Annotated in this window: 14 protein-coding genes; 12 read left to right on the top strand and 2 right to left on the bottom strand. The window is 49.6% G+C overall.

The features are described 5' to 3' along the window. The first annotated feature begins 11 nt into the window (after positions 1-11). The 7 genes from IFU39_RS23405 (at position 12) to IFU39_RS23375 (ending at position 7,734) form a co-directional block, all read left to right on the top strand. A complete protein-coding gene (locus IFU39_RS23405) occupies positions 12-659 on the top strand; it encodes a helix-turn-helix transcriptional regulator (RefSeq protein WP_124116690.1) in 648 nt (215 codons plus the stop codon). 197 nt (positions 660-856) lie between these two features. Beyond that, positions 857-1,783: an Rpn family recombination-promoting nuclease/putative transposase gene (locus IFU39_RS23400; RefSeq protein WP_192135157.1), complete on the top strand. Its 927-nt coding sequence runs from the start codon at positions 857-859 to the stop codon at positions 1,781-1,783. Between the two features lie 323 nt (positions 1,784-2,106). Next, positions 2,107-3,156 carry an ABC transporter substrate-binding protein gene (locus IFU39_RS23395; RefSeq protein ID WP_047840843.1) on the top strand — a complete coding sequence of 350 codons (1,050 nt, stop codon included), beginning with the start codon at positions 2,107-2,109 and terminating at the stop codon, positions 3,154-3,156. Between the two features lie 151 nt (positions 3,157-3,307). After that, positions 3,308-4,168 carry an ABC transporter permease gene (locus IFU39_RS23390; protein ID WP_051154091.1) on the top strand — a complete coding sequence of 287 codons (861 nt, stop codon included), beginning with the start codon at positions 3,308-3,310 and terminating at the stop codon, positions 4,166-4,168. A 2-nt stretch (positions 4,169-4,170) separates the two neighbouring features. After that, on the top strand, positions 4,171-4,965 hold the full coding sequence (locus tag IFU39_RS23385) for an ABC transporter ATP-binding protein (RefSeq protein WP_192135154.1): 795 nt from the start codon (positions 4,171-4,173) through the stop codon (positions 4,963-4,965). 174 nt (positions 4,966-5,139) lie between these two features. After that, on the top strand, positions 5,140-6,318 hold the full coding sequence (locus IFU39_RS23380; RefSeq protein ID WP_105600315.1) for a winged helix-turn-helix domain-containing protein: 1,179 nt from the start codon (positions 5,140-5,142) through the stop codon (positions 6,316-6,318). Between the two features lie 69 nt (positions 6,319-6,387). Next, the gene (locus IFU39_RS23375; protein WP_192135152.1) at positions 6,388-7,734 is read left to right on the top strand and encodes an MFS transporter; all 1,347 of its coding nucleotides are present in this window, start codon (positions 6,388-6,390) and stop codon (positions 7,732-7,734) included. Between the two features lie 118 nt (positions 7,735-7,852). Here IFU39_RS23375 and IFU39_RS23370 read toward each other — a convergent pair whose 3' ends face one another. Both IFU39_RS23370 and IFU39_RS23365 read right to left on the bottom strand, forming a co-directional pair. After that, positions 7,853-8,434 carry a hypothetical protein gene (locus IFU39_RS23370; protein ID WP_192135150.1) on the bottom strand — a complete coding sequence of 194 codons (582 nt, stop codon included), beginning with the start codon at positions 8,432-8,434 and terminating at the stop codon, positions 7,853-7,855. Positions 8,435-8,464: 30 nt separating this feature from the next. Continuing rightward, positions 8,465-8,998, bottom strand: coding sequence for a hypothetical protein (locus IFU39_RS23365; RefSeq protein ID WP_105600311.1), 534 nt, complete (start codon positions 8,996-8,998; stop codon positions 8,465-8,467). A 198-nt stretch (positions 8,999-9,196) separates the two neighbouring features. On the opposite strand from IFU39_RS23365, the gene IFU39_RS23360 reads away from it, so the two are divergent. From IFU39_RS23360 to IFU39_RS23340, 5 genes are all read left to right on the top strand, one after another. Then, on the top strand, positions 9,197-9,694 hold the full coding sequence (locus IFU39_RS23360; protein ID WP_133386207.1) for a DUF6385 domain-containing protein: 498 nt from the start codon (positions 9,197-9,199) through the stop codon (positions 9,692-9,694). 45 nt (positions 9,695-9,739) lie between these two features. Continuing rightward, positions 9,740-11,020 (top strand): DUF6385 domain-containing protein, encoded by a 1,281-nt coding sequence (locus IFU39_RS23355; protein ID WP_244661087.1) that lies wholly within the window; start codon positions 9,740-9,742, stop codon positions 11,018-11,020. Positions 11,021-11,098: 78 nt separating this feature from the next. Further along, positions 11,099-13,381 carry a glycosyltransferase gene (locus IFU39_RS23350; RefSeq protein WP_192135149.1) on the top strand — a complete coding sequence of 761 codons (2,283 nt, stop codon included), beginning with the start codon at positions 11,099-11,101 and terminating at the stop codon, positions 13,379-13,381. Next, positions 13,338-15,332 carry a tetratricopeptide repeat-containing glycosyltransferase family 2 protein gene (locus tag IFU39_RS23345; protein ID WP_192135148.1) on the top strand — a complete coding sequence of 665 codons (1,995 nt, stop codon included), beginning with the start codon at positions 13,338-13,340 and terminating at the stop codon, positions 15,330-15,332. Before IFU39_RS23350 ends, IFU39_RS23345 begins: the two co-directional genes overlap by 44 nt. Positions 15,333-15,444: 112 nt before the next feature. Then, the coding region (locus IFU39_RS23340) for a tetratricopeptide repeat-containing glycosyltransferase family 2 protein (protein WP_192135147.1) at positions 15,445-16,822 on the top strand (1,378 nt) is incomplete at its 3' end.

The raw sequence follows: 16,822 nt of genomic DNA, 5'->3' as shown, positions 1-16,822 counted from the left end.
CAGGAGAGCAGGTGCTGATCGTGAAGCGCGAAGAGGAACGAACGACGCGTGAACGGATTTTGTTCATGCTGAAGCAGCAAGGTACATTGACCGCGAGGGAAATGACAGCTGATCTGGGTCTGACCGGCATGGCCATTCGTCGTCATCTGACGGCACTGGAGCAGGACGGCTGGATCGAGGTTCGGGAGGCCCGGGCTACGGCCGGACGTCCGTCCTCGGTGTACCAACTGACGGTACGCGGGGACAGCTTTTTTCCAAAATCATATTCGTCCCTTACGCTGGAACTGCTTGAAGAATTGTCTGACTCAGCCGGGAACGGTGTGGTGGACGCATTGTTCGAGAGTCGCCGGGACAAGCTGCTTCGCAGCGGATTGCCCCAGATGGAGGGCCAGGATCTGGCCGGACGGGTGGAGGAGCTCGCGCGAATCCAGAATGCCAACGGATATATGGCGGATGCGTCCAGAGAAGAAGATGGAACCTACGTCATTACGGAAATGAACTGCCCGATTGTGCAAGTAGCGAGTGTCTACAAGCAGGCTTGCCGCTGTGAACTGGAATTGTTCCGCTCGCTGCTTCAAGCGGAGGTGGAGCGTACCGAATGTTACGCCGATGGCGGCAAAAGGTGCAAGTATGAGATTCGCGAAGCGTCGGGAAATTAGTATAAATACAAGAGAGATTGTTTCGGCGATTCGTCGAGATGGTCTCTTTTTTTGATGATAAATTACGCATATGCGCTATTTCTATATAGGGATGCGTGTTATAATAGAGCTAACATCTAGTGCATGTTCGCATCCTTATATGTGCTGATATTTCAGCAGATATATCCTGTTCAATTTGTGCGTAGGAGTGAATAATGATGACAGAGTTGCTTGATCCCAAGAACGATTATGTGTTCAAACGAATCTTTGGAAGTGAAGAGAATAAGGATGTTCTTCTGGCTTTTCTGAATCACACCTTCAAAAATGCAGGTGAATCTTTACTGACTGAGATTGTATTGATCAATCCTTATCTGGACAAGGATACCCCGAGGGATAAACAGTCCATTCTTGACATACGGGCCAAAACAGATCAAGGTGAGCTAATTAATGTTGAAATGCAGTTGTTTAATCAGTATGATTTAGAGAAGAGGACTCTGTTCTATTGGGGTAAACAATATTCTGGACAGTTACTTGAAGGACAGAGATATAGTCAACTCAAAAAATGTGTTGCAATCAACATTGTTAATTTCAAAATGCTCGCTAATGACCAGTACCACAACGTATTTCATTTAAGAGAAGACCATACCGATATTCCGTTGACGGATGTTATAGAGATTCATTTTATGGAAATACCAAAGCTGAATGATGAAAATATTCAAATACAGGATGGATTGGTGCGTTGGCTGTTATTTCTGAAAGGAATGACTAAATCAAGCTGGGAGGCGTTAATGATGCACGAACCGGAACCGGCTTTGAAAAAAGCCATGAGTGTATTAGAGTTTCTGAGCCAGGATGAGCAAGCACGTCAACGATATATCGACCGACAAAAATTTCTATGGGACGAAGCTTCCATGATTGAGGGCGCACGAGAAGAGGGTCTCAAGAAAGGCATGGAGGAAGGAATTCAAAAAGGAATCGAAGAAGGGATTAAAGAAGGGATTAAAGAAGGAATTAAAGAAGGTGAAGCTGAGAGCAAGCGGAAAATTGCATTGAATATGCTCACCTTGGGTCTTGATCATGAGACCATTGTCAAAGCGACGGGACTAACCTCTGCTGAGCTAAAAGCAATTCAAGAAGAAAAATAAGCTATCTATATGAGGCTACTCGCATAACATGTGGGTTGCCTTTTTTGATCTTATGTAATGTTTTCTATCACAACCATACGATGAAACTAAATTGGAAGCGGTTCAACCATTGACGGATATCGGGACGCCCCTTAATATTAGGGGAACAATAAAACACCAACACGGGTCATGGACTTCAGTCGCATGAGAAAAGTCTATATTTGTCTGCTTTTGTCGATCAAAGCAACAATGCGTTGAAGCGTTTGTTTTGTCCCGCCCTATCGTGTCAATGGAATCTCGATAAGGGTAACCACATTTTATAAGATGGAGAGGGGTTCTCACACATGAAAAAGAAATTTTGGATGTCACTGATGATGGTTGCTTCAATGATCGTTGCAGCAGGTTGCGGAAATAACAGCGGTACAGGCTCGGAATCCGAAGGATCAGGGACCACAACAGGTGGAGGAAGCGAGGAAAAATCATACCAGATTGCCATCTCGCAGATTGTTGAACATCCATCTCTGGATGCTACACGTGAAGGATTCATTGCAGCCCTGAAGGAAGCGGGCATTGAAGAGAACAAGAACCTCAAAATCGATTACAATAACGCGCAAGGTGATTCGACGAACAACCTGTCCATTGCACAGAAAATCTCGGGTGATTCCAAAAATGATCTTGTACTCGGCATCGCAACACCATCTGCGCTGGCGCTGGCTCAACAAGTGAAGGACAAGCCATTGCTGTTCGCAGCGGTAACGGACCCGTTGGGTGCCAAACTGGTGACCGATATGGACAAGCCGGGTGGCAATGTTACAGGTGCATCCGATACGAATCCGGAAGCTATTGTACAATTGGCTGACTTTATCGCTAAAAATCTGCCGGATGTGAAAACGGTGGGCTTGGTCATTAACGAAGGTGAACCAAATGCGGTGGTTATGGCAGATAATGCAGAAAAAGCGCTCGCAACACATAATATCAAGCTGGTGAAAGCACCGGTTACAAATACATCTGAAGTAAAACAGGCAACGGATTCTCTTGTTGGCAAAGTAGACGCTTTCTACATCACGCTTGATAACTCTGTCGTGAGTGCGGTTGATACGATCATCCAAACGGCGAACAGTAATAAAATTCCGTTCTTCTCCAGTGATCGGGATACCGTTGAAAAAGGAGCTTTCGCAACGGTTGGCTTCAAATATTATGACCATGGATATCAGGTTGGTGAGATGGCCGCGGACATTCTGAAAAATGGTACAAAACCTGGTGATATGAAAGTCACCGTTCCGGACAAACTGGATCTGATCCTGAATCTGAAAGCGGCTGAAGCCCAAGGTATCACGGTTACGGATGAGATGAAAGCGGAAGTAAAAGACCAGGAAAACAACATTATTCAATAATCTGACCGGCGTGTAAATCCGGCAGTATGGATGCGAGGCGAACATGCAACGGGTTCGCCTCATTCTTTTCGATAGACAGGGAGGAAGTAGTGTGAGTATAAGCTGGAATTCAATTGAAGGGGCGATCGAGCTGGGGCTTTTATATGCACTGATGGCACTTGGTGTATATATTACGTTTCGCATACTCGATTTTCCTGACCTTACCGTAGACGGAAGTTTTACAACAGGGGGCGCAATCGCGGCGGTGATGATCTCCAATGACTTTTCTCCTTGGCTCGCCTGTCTGGCGGCAATGGCTGGCGGTATGGTAGCCGGAGCTTGTACGGGCCTGCTTCATACCAAAGGCAAGATTAATGGATTGTTATCCGGGATCTTGATGATGATCGCGCTCTACTCCATTAATATGCGTATTCTTGGCGCACCGAATAAATCCATTATGGGTATGGATAATCCATTCTCAGGTGAGCATGTCATGGTACTAATTATCATCGTGGTGCTGGTGTTTAAAATCATGCTCGATCTGTTCATGAAAACAGATGTTGGACTGGCACTCCGCGCGACAGGTGATAACAAACGCATGATTCGCAGCTTTGGTGCAAATACGGATGTGACTACGATTGTAGGGGTCAGCTTATCCAATGGATTGGTTGCCTTGTCTGGTGCATTCATTGCACAGCAATCAGGCTTTGCAGACATCACGATGGGTATTGGTATGATCGTCATCGGACTGGCTTCAGTGATTATCGGTGAGGCCATTCTTGGAGCAAGAACGGTATTCTGGGCTACACTTGCAGCGATCGTTGGTTCAATCATTTATCGAATTGTGGTCGCCCTTGCCCTACAGGTCGAATGGTTTGATACATCTGATCTGAAGTTGATCACCGCGGTGATTGTCATTATTGCTCTTGTATTCCCAACGATGCAGCGCTCCATGAAGCAGCGTAGTCTGGCTCGCAAACGAACGGAAGAGTTGATGCGATCCGGGGGTCATCAGGCGAAGGGAGGTATGTGAGCATGCTGGAGATTACGCAAGTAACCAAGCTGTTCAACCCAGGCACAACGGACGAGAAGACCGCGCTGGTTGGCGTGAATCTGACGATGAATCCGGGAGATTTTGTGACGGTGATTGGCAGTAACGGGGCCGGGAAATCCACGCTGATGAACATCATTTCGGGTGTGATGAAGCCGGATATGGGCGATGTACTAATCAATGACCGCTCCATTAAAAACCTGCTGGAGCATAAGCGTAGCAGCTGGATTGGCCGGGTGTTTCAGGACCCAATGGCAGGAACAGCACCACATATGTCCATTGAAGAAAATATGGCAATGGCATACAAACGTGGCAAAGGACGCGGACTGGGCTTCGGAGTTACCCGTGCCAGACGTGAGATTTTTAACACGCAATTGGAGAAGCTGGGAATCGGACTGGAAAAGCGGCCTAACGCGAAAGTCGGTCTCTTGTCAGGTGGGGAGCGGCAGGCACTTAGTCTATTGATGGCGACCTTTACCCAACCGCAGATTCTACTGCTGGATGAGCATACGGCTGCACTTGACCCTTCACGTGCTGAACTGATCACGGAACTAACGGAGACACTTGTGCGTGAGATGAGACTGACTACATTGATGGTGACGCACAATATGGAGCAGGCCATTCGTCTGGGTAACCGTCTGATCATGATGGACAAAGGCCGAATTATTCTGGATGTCAGCGAAGAGCGCAAGCGTACGTTGACTGTACCTGAGTTGCTTGGTGAATTCGAGCGGATTAGCGGCAAAAAAATGGCGGATGATCGTGTCGTGCTGGGTTAAGGCAAGGTAATACCATATACGTAGCGTCTACAATCTAGCTATCTATAAGATAGACGATAAAAACCTTTTGCGTTCTCGCAAAGGGTTTTTATGGTATGTTGAACACGTTGAAAAAATGGAATGAATCTATACGATTTCGGATTAGCGAATTATACATAGTAGGGGGAACCAGGCATGTCTTTGCAATTGGATGAAGGGACATATACGGTAACACGGCGAACGGAATCCATTCGTCTACTCGCCAAGGAATTTGCACTGCTGCATTTTCTGTATGAAAACAAGGAAAAAGCCTTCACCCGCAGCCAACTGCTGGATCGGGTATGGCCACTGGAATATCCGGTTGAACGCACCGTGGACGATCATATCTATCGCCTGCGCAAGAAGCTGAAACGCTGGGATGAGATCCGTCTGGATACAGTACGGGGCTACGGATATCGGCTTGCTGTGCATGAGAACAAGTCCGCTCTACCCGCTAGCCCTTCTGCTCAGGACCCAGAAATGCAGGAAGTCATTCACGGATTACTTCGTAAATATCACTTGTTTGGGCAGGGAAATGCCATACAGACCCTGGTTCAACAGCAGGAAGCACTCGGCATTCAGATCGCCCCTTATTATCAGTTGTATATCCGTTTTATACAGGGAGATCTGGAATGGCTGATTACAACAAAGGAAATTCCCTTTGAGGAGCGACTATACTGGCTACTAATTTTCGTGCACCCCCTGATCGAGCCGGCGGATAGTATTCAGTTGTATGAACAGGCGCTGAATTCATCGGCATTGTCTGCCGATCAGCTTCGCGAACTCCGCATTCTGAACATCATTGAAGTCTATGTAGAGGTGGGCCAATATCAACGGGCCAAAGCACAACTGGAGGAAACGTATCGTGTAATAGAGACTGACGAGCTCAAGAATTTCAGACTGCCTGTGGCACTTGCAGCGTTGTATGTGGAACTGTGGGGTGGTAGCGGTGAAGCTGTTGAGGCCCAGATGGCAGTTCTGCGGTCAGGATTAAAGGATGAACCCTATCTGCGAGAGATCGGACGTTTTCAGGTGATGGAAGGATTATGGTTACTTCGGCAGGGACGGATTCGTGAGGCAGAGTTAAGAATGGATGACGGTCTGGATGTATTGAAAATGTCGCTGAACGCACCGCTATATCTGAATGCTGCATATCAGATTCTCCTATTCCTGGGTCATCATCGAATTGAAGGCAGACTTCGGAGTAAGTATCGACAAGTGTATGCTGAGATCGGCAAAAGTTACGGTGTTCCCGCATATGGACAGCAAATTGTAGATGAAATACGTAACTTTTTATCCCCTATCCCCCCATCCTCTGATCTTCCTCTGATATAACTTCTTTATGATTACAGCCAAGGAACATACAGATCGCTAACGGCTGTAATCAAGGGAGGAAGTACATTTATGACCGTCATTTCAACTGAATCCACATCCAATGAATCCACCGAATCGCCCGCCTCATCTGCACAATCTTCCAAAAGCTTATGGACTAACCTCCGGTTTGTCCGCATGTTTATTGCATACTCGCTAGCTACGTTTGGAGATTGGTTCGATGCACTTGCCATACAGGTGATGGTGGCCTACCGCTGGGGTGCTGATCCGCTGATTATTGCACTTATTCCTGTATGTATGGCTGTCCCGGGTATACTGCTTGGCTCCTTTGCAGGTGCTCTGGCTGATCGACTGCACAAAGTGAAAATCATGATTTTGTGTGATGTAATTACCGTGGGATTAACCGTTGCTATTTTATTCGCACCAAGCCCGGCATGGTTGCTTCCACTGCTCGCTCTGCGTGCCATGATGGGAGTGTTCCACGTTCCAGCTCAGCAGGCGTTAACCCGTCAGGTGGTGCGAAAGGAGCATCTGTTTCAGGCATCGTCCCTAAACGGTTTTGTCAGTCAGTGTTCGAAAGTAGCGGGGCCACTTGTGGGTGCAGTCATTTTGGCTTTCTTTTCACCACAAATCTGTATTGTCATTAATGCCTGTACCCGCCTGTTGTCAGGTGCGGTATTATGGCCCTTGCGGCGTTTGGTGGAGAAGTCGGAGTTCGTTGAATCAGACGGAAGTGTTACTAATGAAAAGGATGGATCGGAATCTTTGTTCTCCCAGTGGAAGCAAGGCTGGCGTTTTATACAGAGCAGTCGCACCGTGCTGAGTACGATTCTGTTCGGCTGTTTTGGACTCATGGCCATTCTCATGATTGATTATCAGTTTACGACCCTGTTTCGGGAGATCAAGCCAGGTAATGAATCACTGCTCGGCTGGTTGGGGTCGTCGGCAGGAGCCGGGGCAGTCGTCATCATTTTGTTGTTAAATCGCTTGCCGAGAATTGGGTATGGGTGGGGACTGGGTGGAGGATATCTGTTCGTGGGTGCCGGAATCGCTGCGCTGGGGTGGATCGGCCCACAAACACCCGAAATTTGGGTTATTATCTGGGGCCTCTGCATTGGGCTGGGCAATGGGCTCTTTATGGTAACACTGAATTATTTGCTGCAAAAGGAAACCCCTCCTGCCTATGTAGGGCGCGTCTTTGGCATTCAAAGTTCACTATCCAGTGTTGTACTGGTTGTAGCGCCACTTGCAGGTGGAGCGCTCATTCGAGTTGCGGGTCCGAGCCCTACCTTTCAATATATCGGTCTCGCTACGCTGGCGATTGGTCTTGCTGGCATACTGCTGCAACGAATCTTGTGGGAGGGAAAGCAGCCTCTCGTGTCTGAAGCAAAAGAGATCATTCCGCAGGAATCGGTCTGACAGCCTTTGCCCGGACATTTTAATCATCATTATATCTACAATATAACGAACAGCCGCTTTCGGTACTCATCCGAAGGCGGCTGTTTGCACATTGCATAGTTAAGCACAATTAAGCGAATCACACTTCCCACCAAGCGAAATAAGCAGTAGAGGCCAGCAGTCCACCAACCGAAAGTGATCCGCTGACAGAGAGGTTAATGGCTTGACCTGGAGGAACCACATAACGGCCAAATTCATTGGATAGAAACGGTCCCACTTGAAGGGGCATAGCCATCAATGGGGTTGCTCCTGAAGGTGCAGCAGCAGAGAATCGTACGATGGCTGCACTGGTATTGCTGCTGGAAAGATTGCTGTTTACCGATGTTAGTGTGGTGGGCGATGACAGTGTTCCATTAGCGCTCAGACTCATGGAACCGCTGAAGGAAGATAACAGATTAAGTGAGACCGTAATTCCACCAGAGAGCCGCGATACGTATAGGGTTTTCCCGCTCCCTACAGGATTGGCCAATTGTACGGTGGCGATAACCGTTCCTCCCAGCAACCCCAGTGTTGTAGAGTTGGTGGAACCTGCATTGTACAGATTGCCTGTACTGCCAGCATTATTCTCCGGAGGAGCAACAATGCCGGGAGAAATATATGTGTTCGTGTTGGACGTATAGACGGGCAGATTTAATGGATTAAATACATTGTTGTTCGGCACAGTGTGCACCTCCTTTTATCAGAATCATGTTCAGAATTCCCACCAGAAGAGATTAATGGCTGCCGTCTGACTGCCAGTTCCTAAACTGATGGATAGTGATTGTCCCGGTGGAACAAGAATGGAACCGTTTAAATTCAAAGAGTACATTCCAGCAGTGAGAGGTATGCTGAGCAAGCTTGTGAAAGTCCCCCCAAGCGTTCCGGTATTTTGCCGGGTGGTAACGATGCTGGTATTGGTGTTACCAAGCAACGTATTAACGGGTACAGGTGTAGTTCCTACGGTTACAGTGCCGCCGGAATAAACGACCAGAGTAGCTGCAGCAGTTGTACCTCCCGAAAGGCTGGCAATACGTACTGTTCTGCCACTTCCAGTTGCATTCAGGATCTGAAGAAGAAGATTTTGACTGGCAGGAATCGCTATATTATTGGTCGTCAGGGCAAAAAAACTGCCTGCCGCAGCCGCACCGGTATCTACTGAAGCTTCAATACCCGGGGCTGCATAAGTGTTGGTCATTTGAGTGAACAGGGGCCCATTAGACTGGTTGAATACATTAGAGTTTGTCATCTTGTCCCCCCTCTGAATAGATGGAAATGGTCTGGCGATACTATTTGTTTCGCATGTCCTCATTACTTGCATTGTATGTAAGAACAAGAGAAAGCGTTTGGGAATGGACTGCAAATTCCAAAATAACGGCAGATGCCGTGCCCGTAAATCCGATCCGGGCATACGATGCGTAAGCACATTTTTTAAGGGGAAATCGAGATGAGTCGAACAGCGAAGCGAAGCAAGAAGAGAACGAAGCAACCAACTAAATATGTCAGTCGCCGCCGTTCCCGTCATTCCTGCCGCGCTAAATTGCTGAAACCCCCTTGTTCCCGGATTACTCGTCCCCGGTTCAAGCAGGGTGCTTCCTCACGTACGAAACTCCCTGGTGCTATTCATTGTTTTACAGAGCATACGTATGTCGGAGCCGAAACCAGTAGCAGTATGGATTCACTCCCGGCACAAGACACCTCATCACTCAGCATGTATACCTATGGCGTTGTGAATCGGGGAAAACATCCGGCTCTTGTACAGATCCAGATCAGCCCCAATGCCGTGGATTATGCTGTGGACAGCCAGGAGGTGGTCGCGGGAGGCCAGACCAAAGCGCTGGTACCATTGCGATTTTTACACTATACCCGGCTTGCCATTCGATCCGTTGAACCGGATCAACCGACCCGGCTCGACGTTTACTTTCAGGCACAACGTATGCCGTAAGGGAGTATGATCTCACAGATTTGACCAGGGAGGAGGACGAGGCACATGCCTAACTTTACGACGTTTAATACGAATCCGGATAATCTAAGAACGTTGATTTTCGGCCAGGATAGTGCAGGGACAGCCCAGCCTGTCAGAACCGATACGAGCGGGAATGTGGTTGGCATTATTTTGGACGGGACCATTAGTAATATCTCAGGTCTGACTACCGTTACAATTAACGCAGGAACCATTACCAACATTCTGAACGGAACGATTACGAGTGTACTTGGAGCGACCATCACGGCAGGTACGATTAATAGTGTGCTGGGAGCCACCGTAACCGCAGGTACATTAACGAATTTGCTAAATGGTACAATCACAAGTGTATTGGGAGCGACGATCACGGCGGGAACGATCACTAGTGTGCTCGGCGCAACCGTAACAGCCGGAACACTAACGAACTTGCTGAATGGTACGATTACGAGTGTATTGGGAGCAACGATTACCGCAGGAACGATCACGAGTGTGCTCGGAGCCACGGTGACCGCAGGAACGCTGACCAACTTGCTGAATGGTACAATCACAAGTGTATTGGGAGCGACGATTACCGCAGGAACGATCACGAGTGTGCTCGGAGCCACGGTGACCGCAGGAACACTGACCAACTTGCTGAATGGTACAATCACAAGTGTATTGGGAGCGACGATTACCGCCGGAACGATCACCAGTGTGCTTGGAGCAACGATTACAGCGGGTACCATCACAGGTATACTCGGAGCGACAATTACAGCCGGAACACTGACGAACCTGCTGAATGGTACGATCACGAGTGTATTGGGAGCAACGATTACCGCAGGAACACTGACAAACTTATTGAACGGAACCATCACAAGCGTACTTGGCGCAACCGTGACTGCAGGGACGTTGACAAACCTGCTGAATGGTACAATCACCAGCGTGCTAGGTGCTACAATTACCGCGGGAACACTTAGCAGTGTGACGTCCATTTCACAGAAGAGTTTTCAGGAGTCCCAACTCATAAGCACCCCGACCGCAAACACCTTCACAGCGCTCCCAGCTGTTACGACCAGTGTATTTGGCACGTATTCTTTCTTTGTATATAACCGGGGGCCGGGTGTAAACCGGGTAGATGCTCTTGTTGAGATCAGCGCCAACGGAACGAACTGGTACACGGATGTAACGACGGTAACAGGCATTTTGTCCGGGTCAGTCGATGTATTGGTTCCGCAGCGTTTTCTCAAATACACGCGTCTTTCCTACCGCTCCAGCCTAATCGGTGCACCAAGCACGATTGATGTGTTCTTCAATGGACAAGGCACATAACCCATTTATTTGTCATATAGGTACATGGAGTTCCTTTGATGGACTTCATGTATTTTTTTTGTATTGGAGGTGTTTGCATTGAAGAACCGTTTACTTGGGATCCATATGATTGTGCAAAATGAAGAACATCACCTGCCCCGCTGTCTCGACAGCTTGAAGCATATCAGCACGGAATGTTTTATTACCGATACCGGTTCATCTGACCGTACACCCGAGATCGCCAGAACGTACGGAGCAACGGTGTTGCACGCCTGTTGGCAAGATGACTTTGCCCATGCACGAAATATCAGTCTGCCTCTGGCGAGCACGGAATGGGTCCTGTGTTTGGATGCGGATGAGTACGTTACGCAGGGATTGGAAGAACTGCTGAATTTTTTACCTAAAGTCCATAAAAGCATTTCGAGATTACGTATTACCATAGAGAATCGATACGGCGAAGGGGTAGAAGAGAGTGTTATTTTTCAGCCAGTGAGGCTGTTCCGTGCTCATCAGGGATATCGATACAAGGGGCGTATTCATGAGCAATTGGTTCGTAGTGGCCCAAGCGAGCTTGTCCAGGAAGAGGCTGGTGATATGGATAAGAGCGAGACCTTTACAGGTGAGGAACATATGTTGATCGAAACAGAACCGCTTGCTCCACTATGTCTGGTTCATGATGGATATCTGGCCTCAACGATTTTGAAGAAACATAAACCAAGACGTAATTTAAAGCTGATTGAGCGGGAACTCGCAGATGAGCCTGCACAGCCTTTTCACCTGTACAATCTGGGAGTAACGTATTGCCAGCTTGGTAAGATAAAACAGGCAATTGAAGCGTTCCGTGAATCATTACACCTGACAGAGTTGCTCGCGCCATATCGACCAACACTGGTTAGAGATTATGCAAAGACCCTTGTGGGATCGGAACATTACGACGAGGCGCATGCAATTCTGGCTGTGGAAAGACAGCGTTATCCATCTTATGCTGATCTGCACCTGCTGTATGGGGAGACGTTGGAGCAGCAAGGTTTGGAGGAGCGTGCATATCAATCGTATGCCCGAGCAACGGACTGCTGGGAGAGAACGAACCGTGTTGGACAGAGTGATGGCGGTAGCATGTTAGACGCGTCATATGTAACGGAAGCGGGTTCTAACAGTTACAGAGCCTATACTGCCATGGCAAGACTTGCACAGAAACGGGGATTCCTGAATGAGTCTGCACATCTGTACGGGCTGGCTCTGAACAGTATGTTCACATATGCTCCGGCATGGGCCGGGTTGGCAGACGTGCTGCAACAATCCGGTGAAACCGATGAGAACATAGCAGAAACATTACTTTCCAGAAGCAGCGGAATCGGAGAGTTAGATCAAGGTGATTTGATTCGTGGTAAAATGCCCCATTCATATGCAATGACAAATGAGGATCATCTGTTGCAAGTGATTTATGTTTTAACAGGCTGTGGAGCATATGAACAGGCACTGAAAATGCTGGATGCAGATTCGTGTACTGCTCGTATCCATGTAGCGGATCGAATACATTGGATGTTGTGTGCGAATAGGGTTTCCGAAGCGCTTCAACTGGCAGAAGAACACTGGAGCGTGGGGTGTGTGCATGAAGTAAATCTGCTGGCTGAGCACAGAATGGATTGGGCACTGGCTTGTTGGACCAACGGATTACCATTATCCGAGGCGTTCCTCGCAACTTCGCTTCCACAAGAAAAGAACGTTTGGAAGGTCATGGATCGACTGCTGAATCAGTTAACCAAAGAGCCGCGAAGCATGAAACCTGCTTCACATGAACAAAAGCTTATGCAATGGGGTCCGCATTCAGAGATGGTAGCAGAAAAGGTTGTGCGGCAAGCCATAAAGACAGGACAGCTTACACTTGCTGAGCAACTGCATGAGTTGCGGGCCATGATGATGTGTGACCATTGGGGAACGGCTATAACTTTACGACGGGAGTTTGCAAGTCTGCTGTATCGTCAGGGGTACACCATGGTAGCCGCGAACATCCTGATTCAGTGCATGATCGAGAGTGAGCTGGATGCCGAAGGGTTATTCTGGCTGGGTGAAACACTGTATGCCAAAGGCCACAATGATCAAGCGCTTTCTCTGTTCGAGCAGGCCCTGGAGCGGGAGCCTGATATGTGGCAGGCCCGAGCTGGAGCAGCTGTATGTTACATGCGATTGGCAATGGAGGCGATTCAGCAGGAATTGGTACGTTCTCCGTCTTCAGGGGTACTCGCTGCACAATATACCGCATTGGAACAAAGGCTGCAAACCACCGGGGGCATCCCGTGGCGTACGCTTTTCCATGCAAAGGAAAGGAGGAATCAGCTTGCGAGCGGAACGAATTTCCCTATGCATGATCGTGAAGGATGAGGAAGAGTTACTGCCTCATTGTCTTGCCAGTGTCCAGGGAGCGGTGGACGAAATGATTGTGGTGGACACCGGTTCATCGGATCGCAGTGCGGAGATTGCGCAGCAATATGGCGCGGTGGTGGTGCGATTTGAGTGGTGCGAAGATTTTGCCGCAGCACGGAATGCTGGCCTGGAGCAGGCTTCCGGCGACTGGATTCTTTTTCTTGATGCGGACGAGGTGCTTGATAGGGCTGCGCGGGAGCAGATCAGGAGCTGGACGTCGGTCATCGGATGTGACGGATTGTTTTTAAACATTCATAACTATACAGGTACGGGTCAGCAGGGGGTTACCGTGAATCCGGTTTTGCGTCTCTTCCGTAATGCCCCGGAGCATCGGTTCGAAGGTCGGATTCATGAGCAGATTGCGGCGGCGATTTGCCGCAGGAACCCAGAGGCTGCTTTTCATGTGACAGACATGATTATCCATCATTATGGGTATCAGACCGCGATTGTGGAGCGCAAAGATAAGGTGAACCGTAATGTTCGCCTGCTGCTACAGGCAGTGCAGGAAGAACCGGATCAGCCGTTCCATCACTATAATCTGGGTGTCGAGTATCTGCGTGTGGGGGAAGCGGAGCGGGCTTTGGAGACGTTTGGTGTAGCTCGGATGGGGATTGAGCCTGCGGTGACCAGTTACGCGCATTTGCTGTTCAAATATGAAGTTCGTTGTCTCCAGCATCTGAATCGCTGGCAGGAGGCATTGGATCGCATTGATGCTGCGCTTGAACTCTTTCCAGAGTACACGGATCTGATGCACCATCGCGGGGTATGTGCAGACGCATTGGGTGATGCAGATCGGGCAGAATATTCGCTGCGTGAAGCTGTCCGTATGGGACCGCCTCCACCCATATATCATACGGAAGAAGGCATCGGCACCTATCAGACGTGGTATATGTTAGGACGATTACTGGAAGGAAGGGCAGATCTGGAGGGTGCGGTGGATGCTTACGTGGAAGCGGTACGTGCCAAATCGAGTCTGTTACCGCCGCTCTATCGGATATTCCGAATTATGCGAGTCTCCGGGCAGGAACATCAGATTCCAGAGCTGGTGAGGGAGCGCTTTGCAATCGGTTCGGAAGAGGCTACACACAAAGTATTGGGCATTTTGGAGCAAAGTCGTTGTTATGAAGCGGCTCTGCAATTGTTACCGAGTGTATCCTCACAACCCTCCGCAGAGATGAGGGAGCGTTTATCTGTGGCGGAGGCGATGCTCCAAATCCAACAGGGAAGATGGAACAAGGCTCGTCTGAAACTGGAACCTGTGCAGCGCAAAAAAGGGTTGCTCGCAACTTCATCTGCCCGGTGGCTCGAACGTTTGGAGTGGATCGAGGGGAAGGAAGTCAACGGAGATGATCCATTGACGTTGTGGTTGAAGCGTAGTTCTCAGGGAGGTGCAGCAGTAACTGATGATGAGGAATCTACTGTGCAGACAGGGCGAACGGTGGGTCTGAGAGTAACAACGAAGAAGGACAGGGGCTCCAGCATAGACGGAACGGTTGCAGGAACAGAGTATGATGGCTGGCAGGCCCTTGGACTGATGATGGAGGGATGTGTACAGTCAGGGAGATGGAAAGAGTTGCATGGCCTGATTCAGATGTGTCGACACCAATTGGCGGGAGCAGGATTATCGGCGGGAGAGAGCGTTCGAGTGGGAGAGAAGGAGAAAGAGGAAGGGAAGAGGAGCGAGAAGGATAAGGATATGGATAGGGAAAAAGGAGAAGATATGGGAGCATTCCCTGGATCTTTGGATACGCTGGTGGGAACCAGTTGGTTGGTGAAAGGATTGGTTAGCGCTGCGGATCATCATCTGGGGTTGTTCGCTCAGCATACAGATGGACAGCGGCATCGATGTTGGCCTGTTATTCAACATATTCGGCTGGAGTTGCCGGGAGCGGACGGGTTTGACAGCTGAGAGGGGATCAGGCAGGTCCGGGAGTTCAACTTAATTCAGCGGGCTAATGGGTGGGGCTGAACTCCGTTGGTGAGGGGTGATGATGAATATGGGCATAGGGATTAGCTTGTGTATGATCGTGAAGGATGAAGCCGGATCACTTCAGCGGTGCTTGAATGCAGTCAGGAATGTTGTGGATGAGATCATCATCGTGGATACCGGATCGGTAGATAATACAATCGAAATTGCGCGTCTCCATGGTGCCGTTGTAATTCGGACGGAATGGAACGGAGATTTCAGTGAAGCCCGTAATCTGTCGCTGGCCGCTGCTACGAAACCGTGGATTCTGGTGCTTGATGCGGATGAAGTATGGGTACAGACTCCGCAGATGAAGGAAGAACTCGTGCAGTTGTTAGCGGCAAGCAGAGACGATGTATGGGGATATTGGCTACAAGTCACGAGTCTGCTGGGTGTGTCCGGTGAAGAACGTGTGACGGATGCGGTATGTCGATTGTTCCGAAATGATCCCCGAATTGCCTTTCAGGGCAGAATTCATGAAGAGATTGCTTCTTCCATCATGGCACTGGCTCCGCAAGGTGTGCTTCATTCTGGACTTGAGGTCATTCATTACGGATATCTGGAGCAGGCGATTACCGCCAAAAATAAAGGTGCACGCAACATGCAGTTGATACGTTCCGCATTGAATCAGGAGGTAGATCAACCGGAGTTGTTGTATGCTCTGGCTGCCGAGTGGTTTCAGCAAGCGAAGTATGATGAAGCACTACGGTTGTTACAGCCATTATTGGCAAAACTTATGCCGGAGTGTGGATATCACTCGGATTTGGTGCTGAAAACGGCTTACGCCTGGCGAGAGATTGGTAGTCCAGAACGGGCACTTGCTGTAGTGGAAGCATGGGCGCCCGTGTATGAGGATTTTCCGGATTTGTTGGAGCTTGGTGCTGTACTCGAACTGGATCAAGGGAGAGAGGATGTGGCCTTAGACTGGTTAAATCAGGCTAAATCAGCTGCCTCCACAGCCAGCAGGTATACATCAGTCTCTGGTGCCGGGACCTATCGCAGCCTGACGCTGGAAGGCATGGCATATGAGCGGGCTGGCCGCTGGGCAGAGGCAGAAGCCGCGTACATAGCGGCGCTGGGCATACAACCCGGCAGCTTGCCTGCATGGCAGCGGCTGTTGTTGCTGGCCGCAGCCACAGGGCGGCCGCATTCCATCGCCAGCGTTGCCGCTCGGGTAAGCTTGCCGCCAGCGGCATGGCAAGCGCTGATCCCGACCGCGCTTGCCATGCATCGGCCGGAGTGGCTGCTGCGCCATGCGGCGGCGCTTGCTGCCCCGTTGCGTGTACAGCCGCTTGCCGCCGGGCTTACGCTGGCCCAGCTGGGCGAGGACGCCGCGGCTCGGGCGGCTTTGCAGCCCTGGGCGGCGCATGCGCAGCACGGGCCAGAGGCGGCCCTGGCGCTGTGGGCGCTGAGCCACAAGCAGCCCGGCAGGC

It is taken from the genome of Paenibacillus sp. CFBP 13594 (assembly GCF_014842675.1).
GTDB lineage: Bacteria > Bacillota > Bacilli > Paenibacillales > Paenibacillaceae > Paenibacillus > Paenibacillus amylolyticus_B.
The sequence above is the reverse complement of the archived record's forward strand: the minus strand, read 5'-3'. Positions and strand labels throughout refer to the sequence as shown.

What these genes read in the sequence shown, in the direction of transcription:
- IFU39_RS23395 (WP_047840843.1), top strand. Translation starts at nt 2,107, where the DNA reads ATGAAAAAGAAATTTTGGATGTCACTGATGATGGTTGCTTCAATGATC.
- IFU39_RS23385 (WP_192135154.1), top strand. Translation starts at nt 4,171, where the DNA reads ATGCTGGAGATTACGCAAGTAACCAAGCTGTTCAACCCAGGCACAACG.
- IFU39_RS23375 (WP_192135152.1), top strand. Translation starts at nt 6,388, where the DNA reads ATGACCGTCATTTCAACTGAATCCACATCCAATGAATCCACCGAATCG.
- IFU39_RS23400 (WP_192135157.1), top strand. Translation starts at nt 857, where the DNA reads ATGACAGAGTTGCTTGATCCCAAGAACGATTATGTGTTCAAACGAATC.
- IFU39_RS23380 (WP_105600315.1), top strand. Translation starts at nt 5,140, where the DNA reads ATGTCTTTGCAATTGGATGAAGGGACATATACGGTAACACGGCGAACG.
- IFU39_RS23390 (WP_051154091.1), top strand. Translation starts at nt 3,308, where the DNA reads ATGGCACTTGGTGTATATATTACGTTTCGCATACTCGATTTTCCTGAC.
- IFU39_RS23360 (WP_133386207.1), top strand. Translation starts at nt 9,197, where the DNA reads ATGAGTCGAACAGCGAAGCGAAGCAAGAAGAGAACGAAGCAACCAACT.
- IFU39_RS23365 (WP_105600311.1), bottom strand. Translation starts at nt 8,998, where the DNA reads ATGACAAACTCTAATGTATTCAACCAGTCTAATGGGCCCCTGTTCACT.
- IFU39_RS23355 (WP_244661087.1), top strand. Translation starts at nt 9,740, where the DNA reads ATGCCTAACTTTACGACGTTTAATACGAATCCGGATAATCTAAGAACG.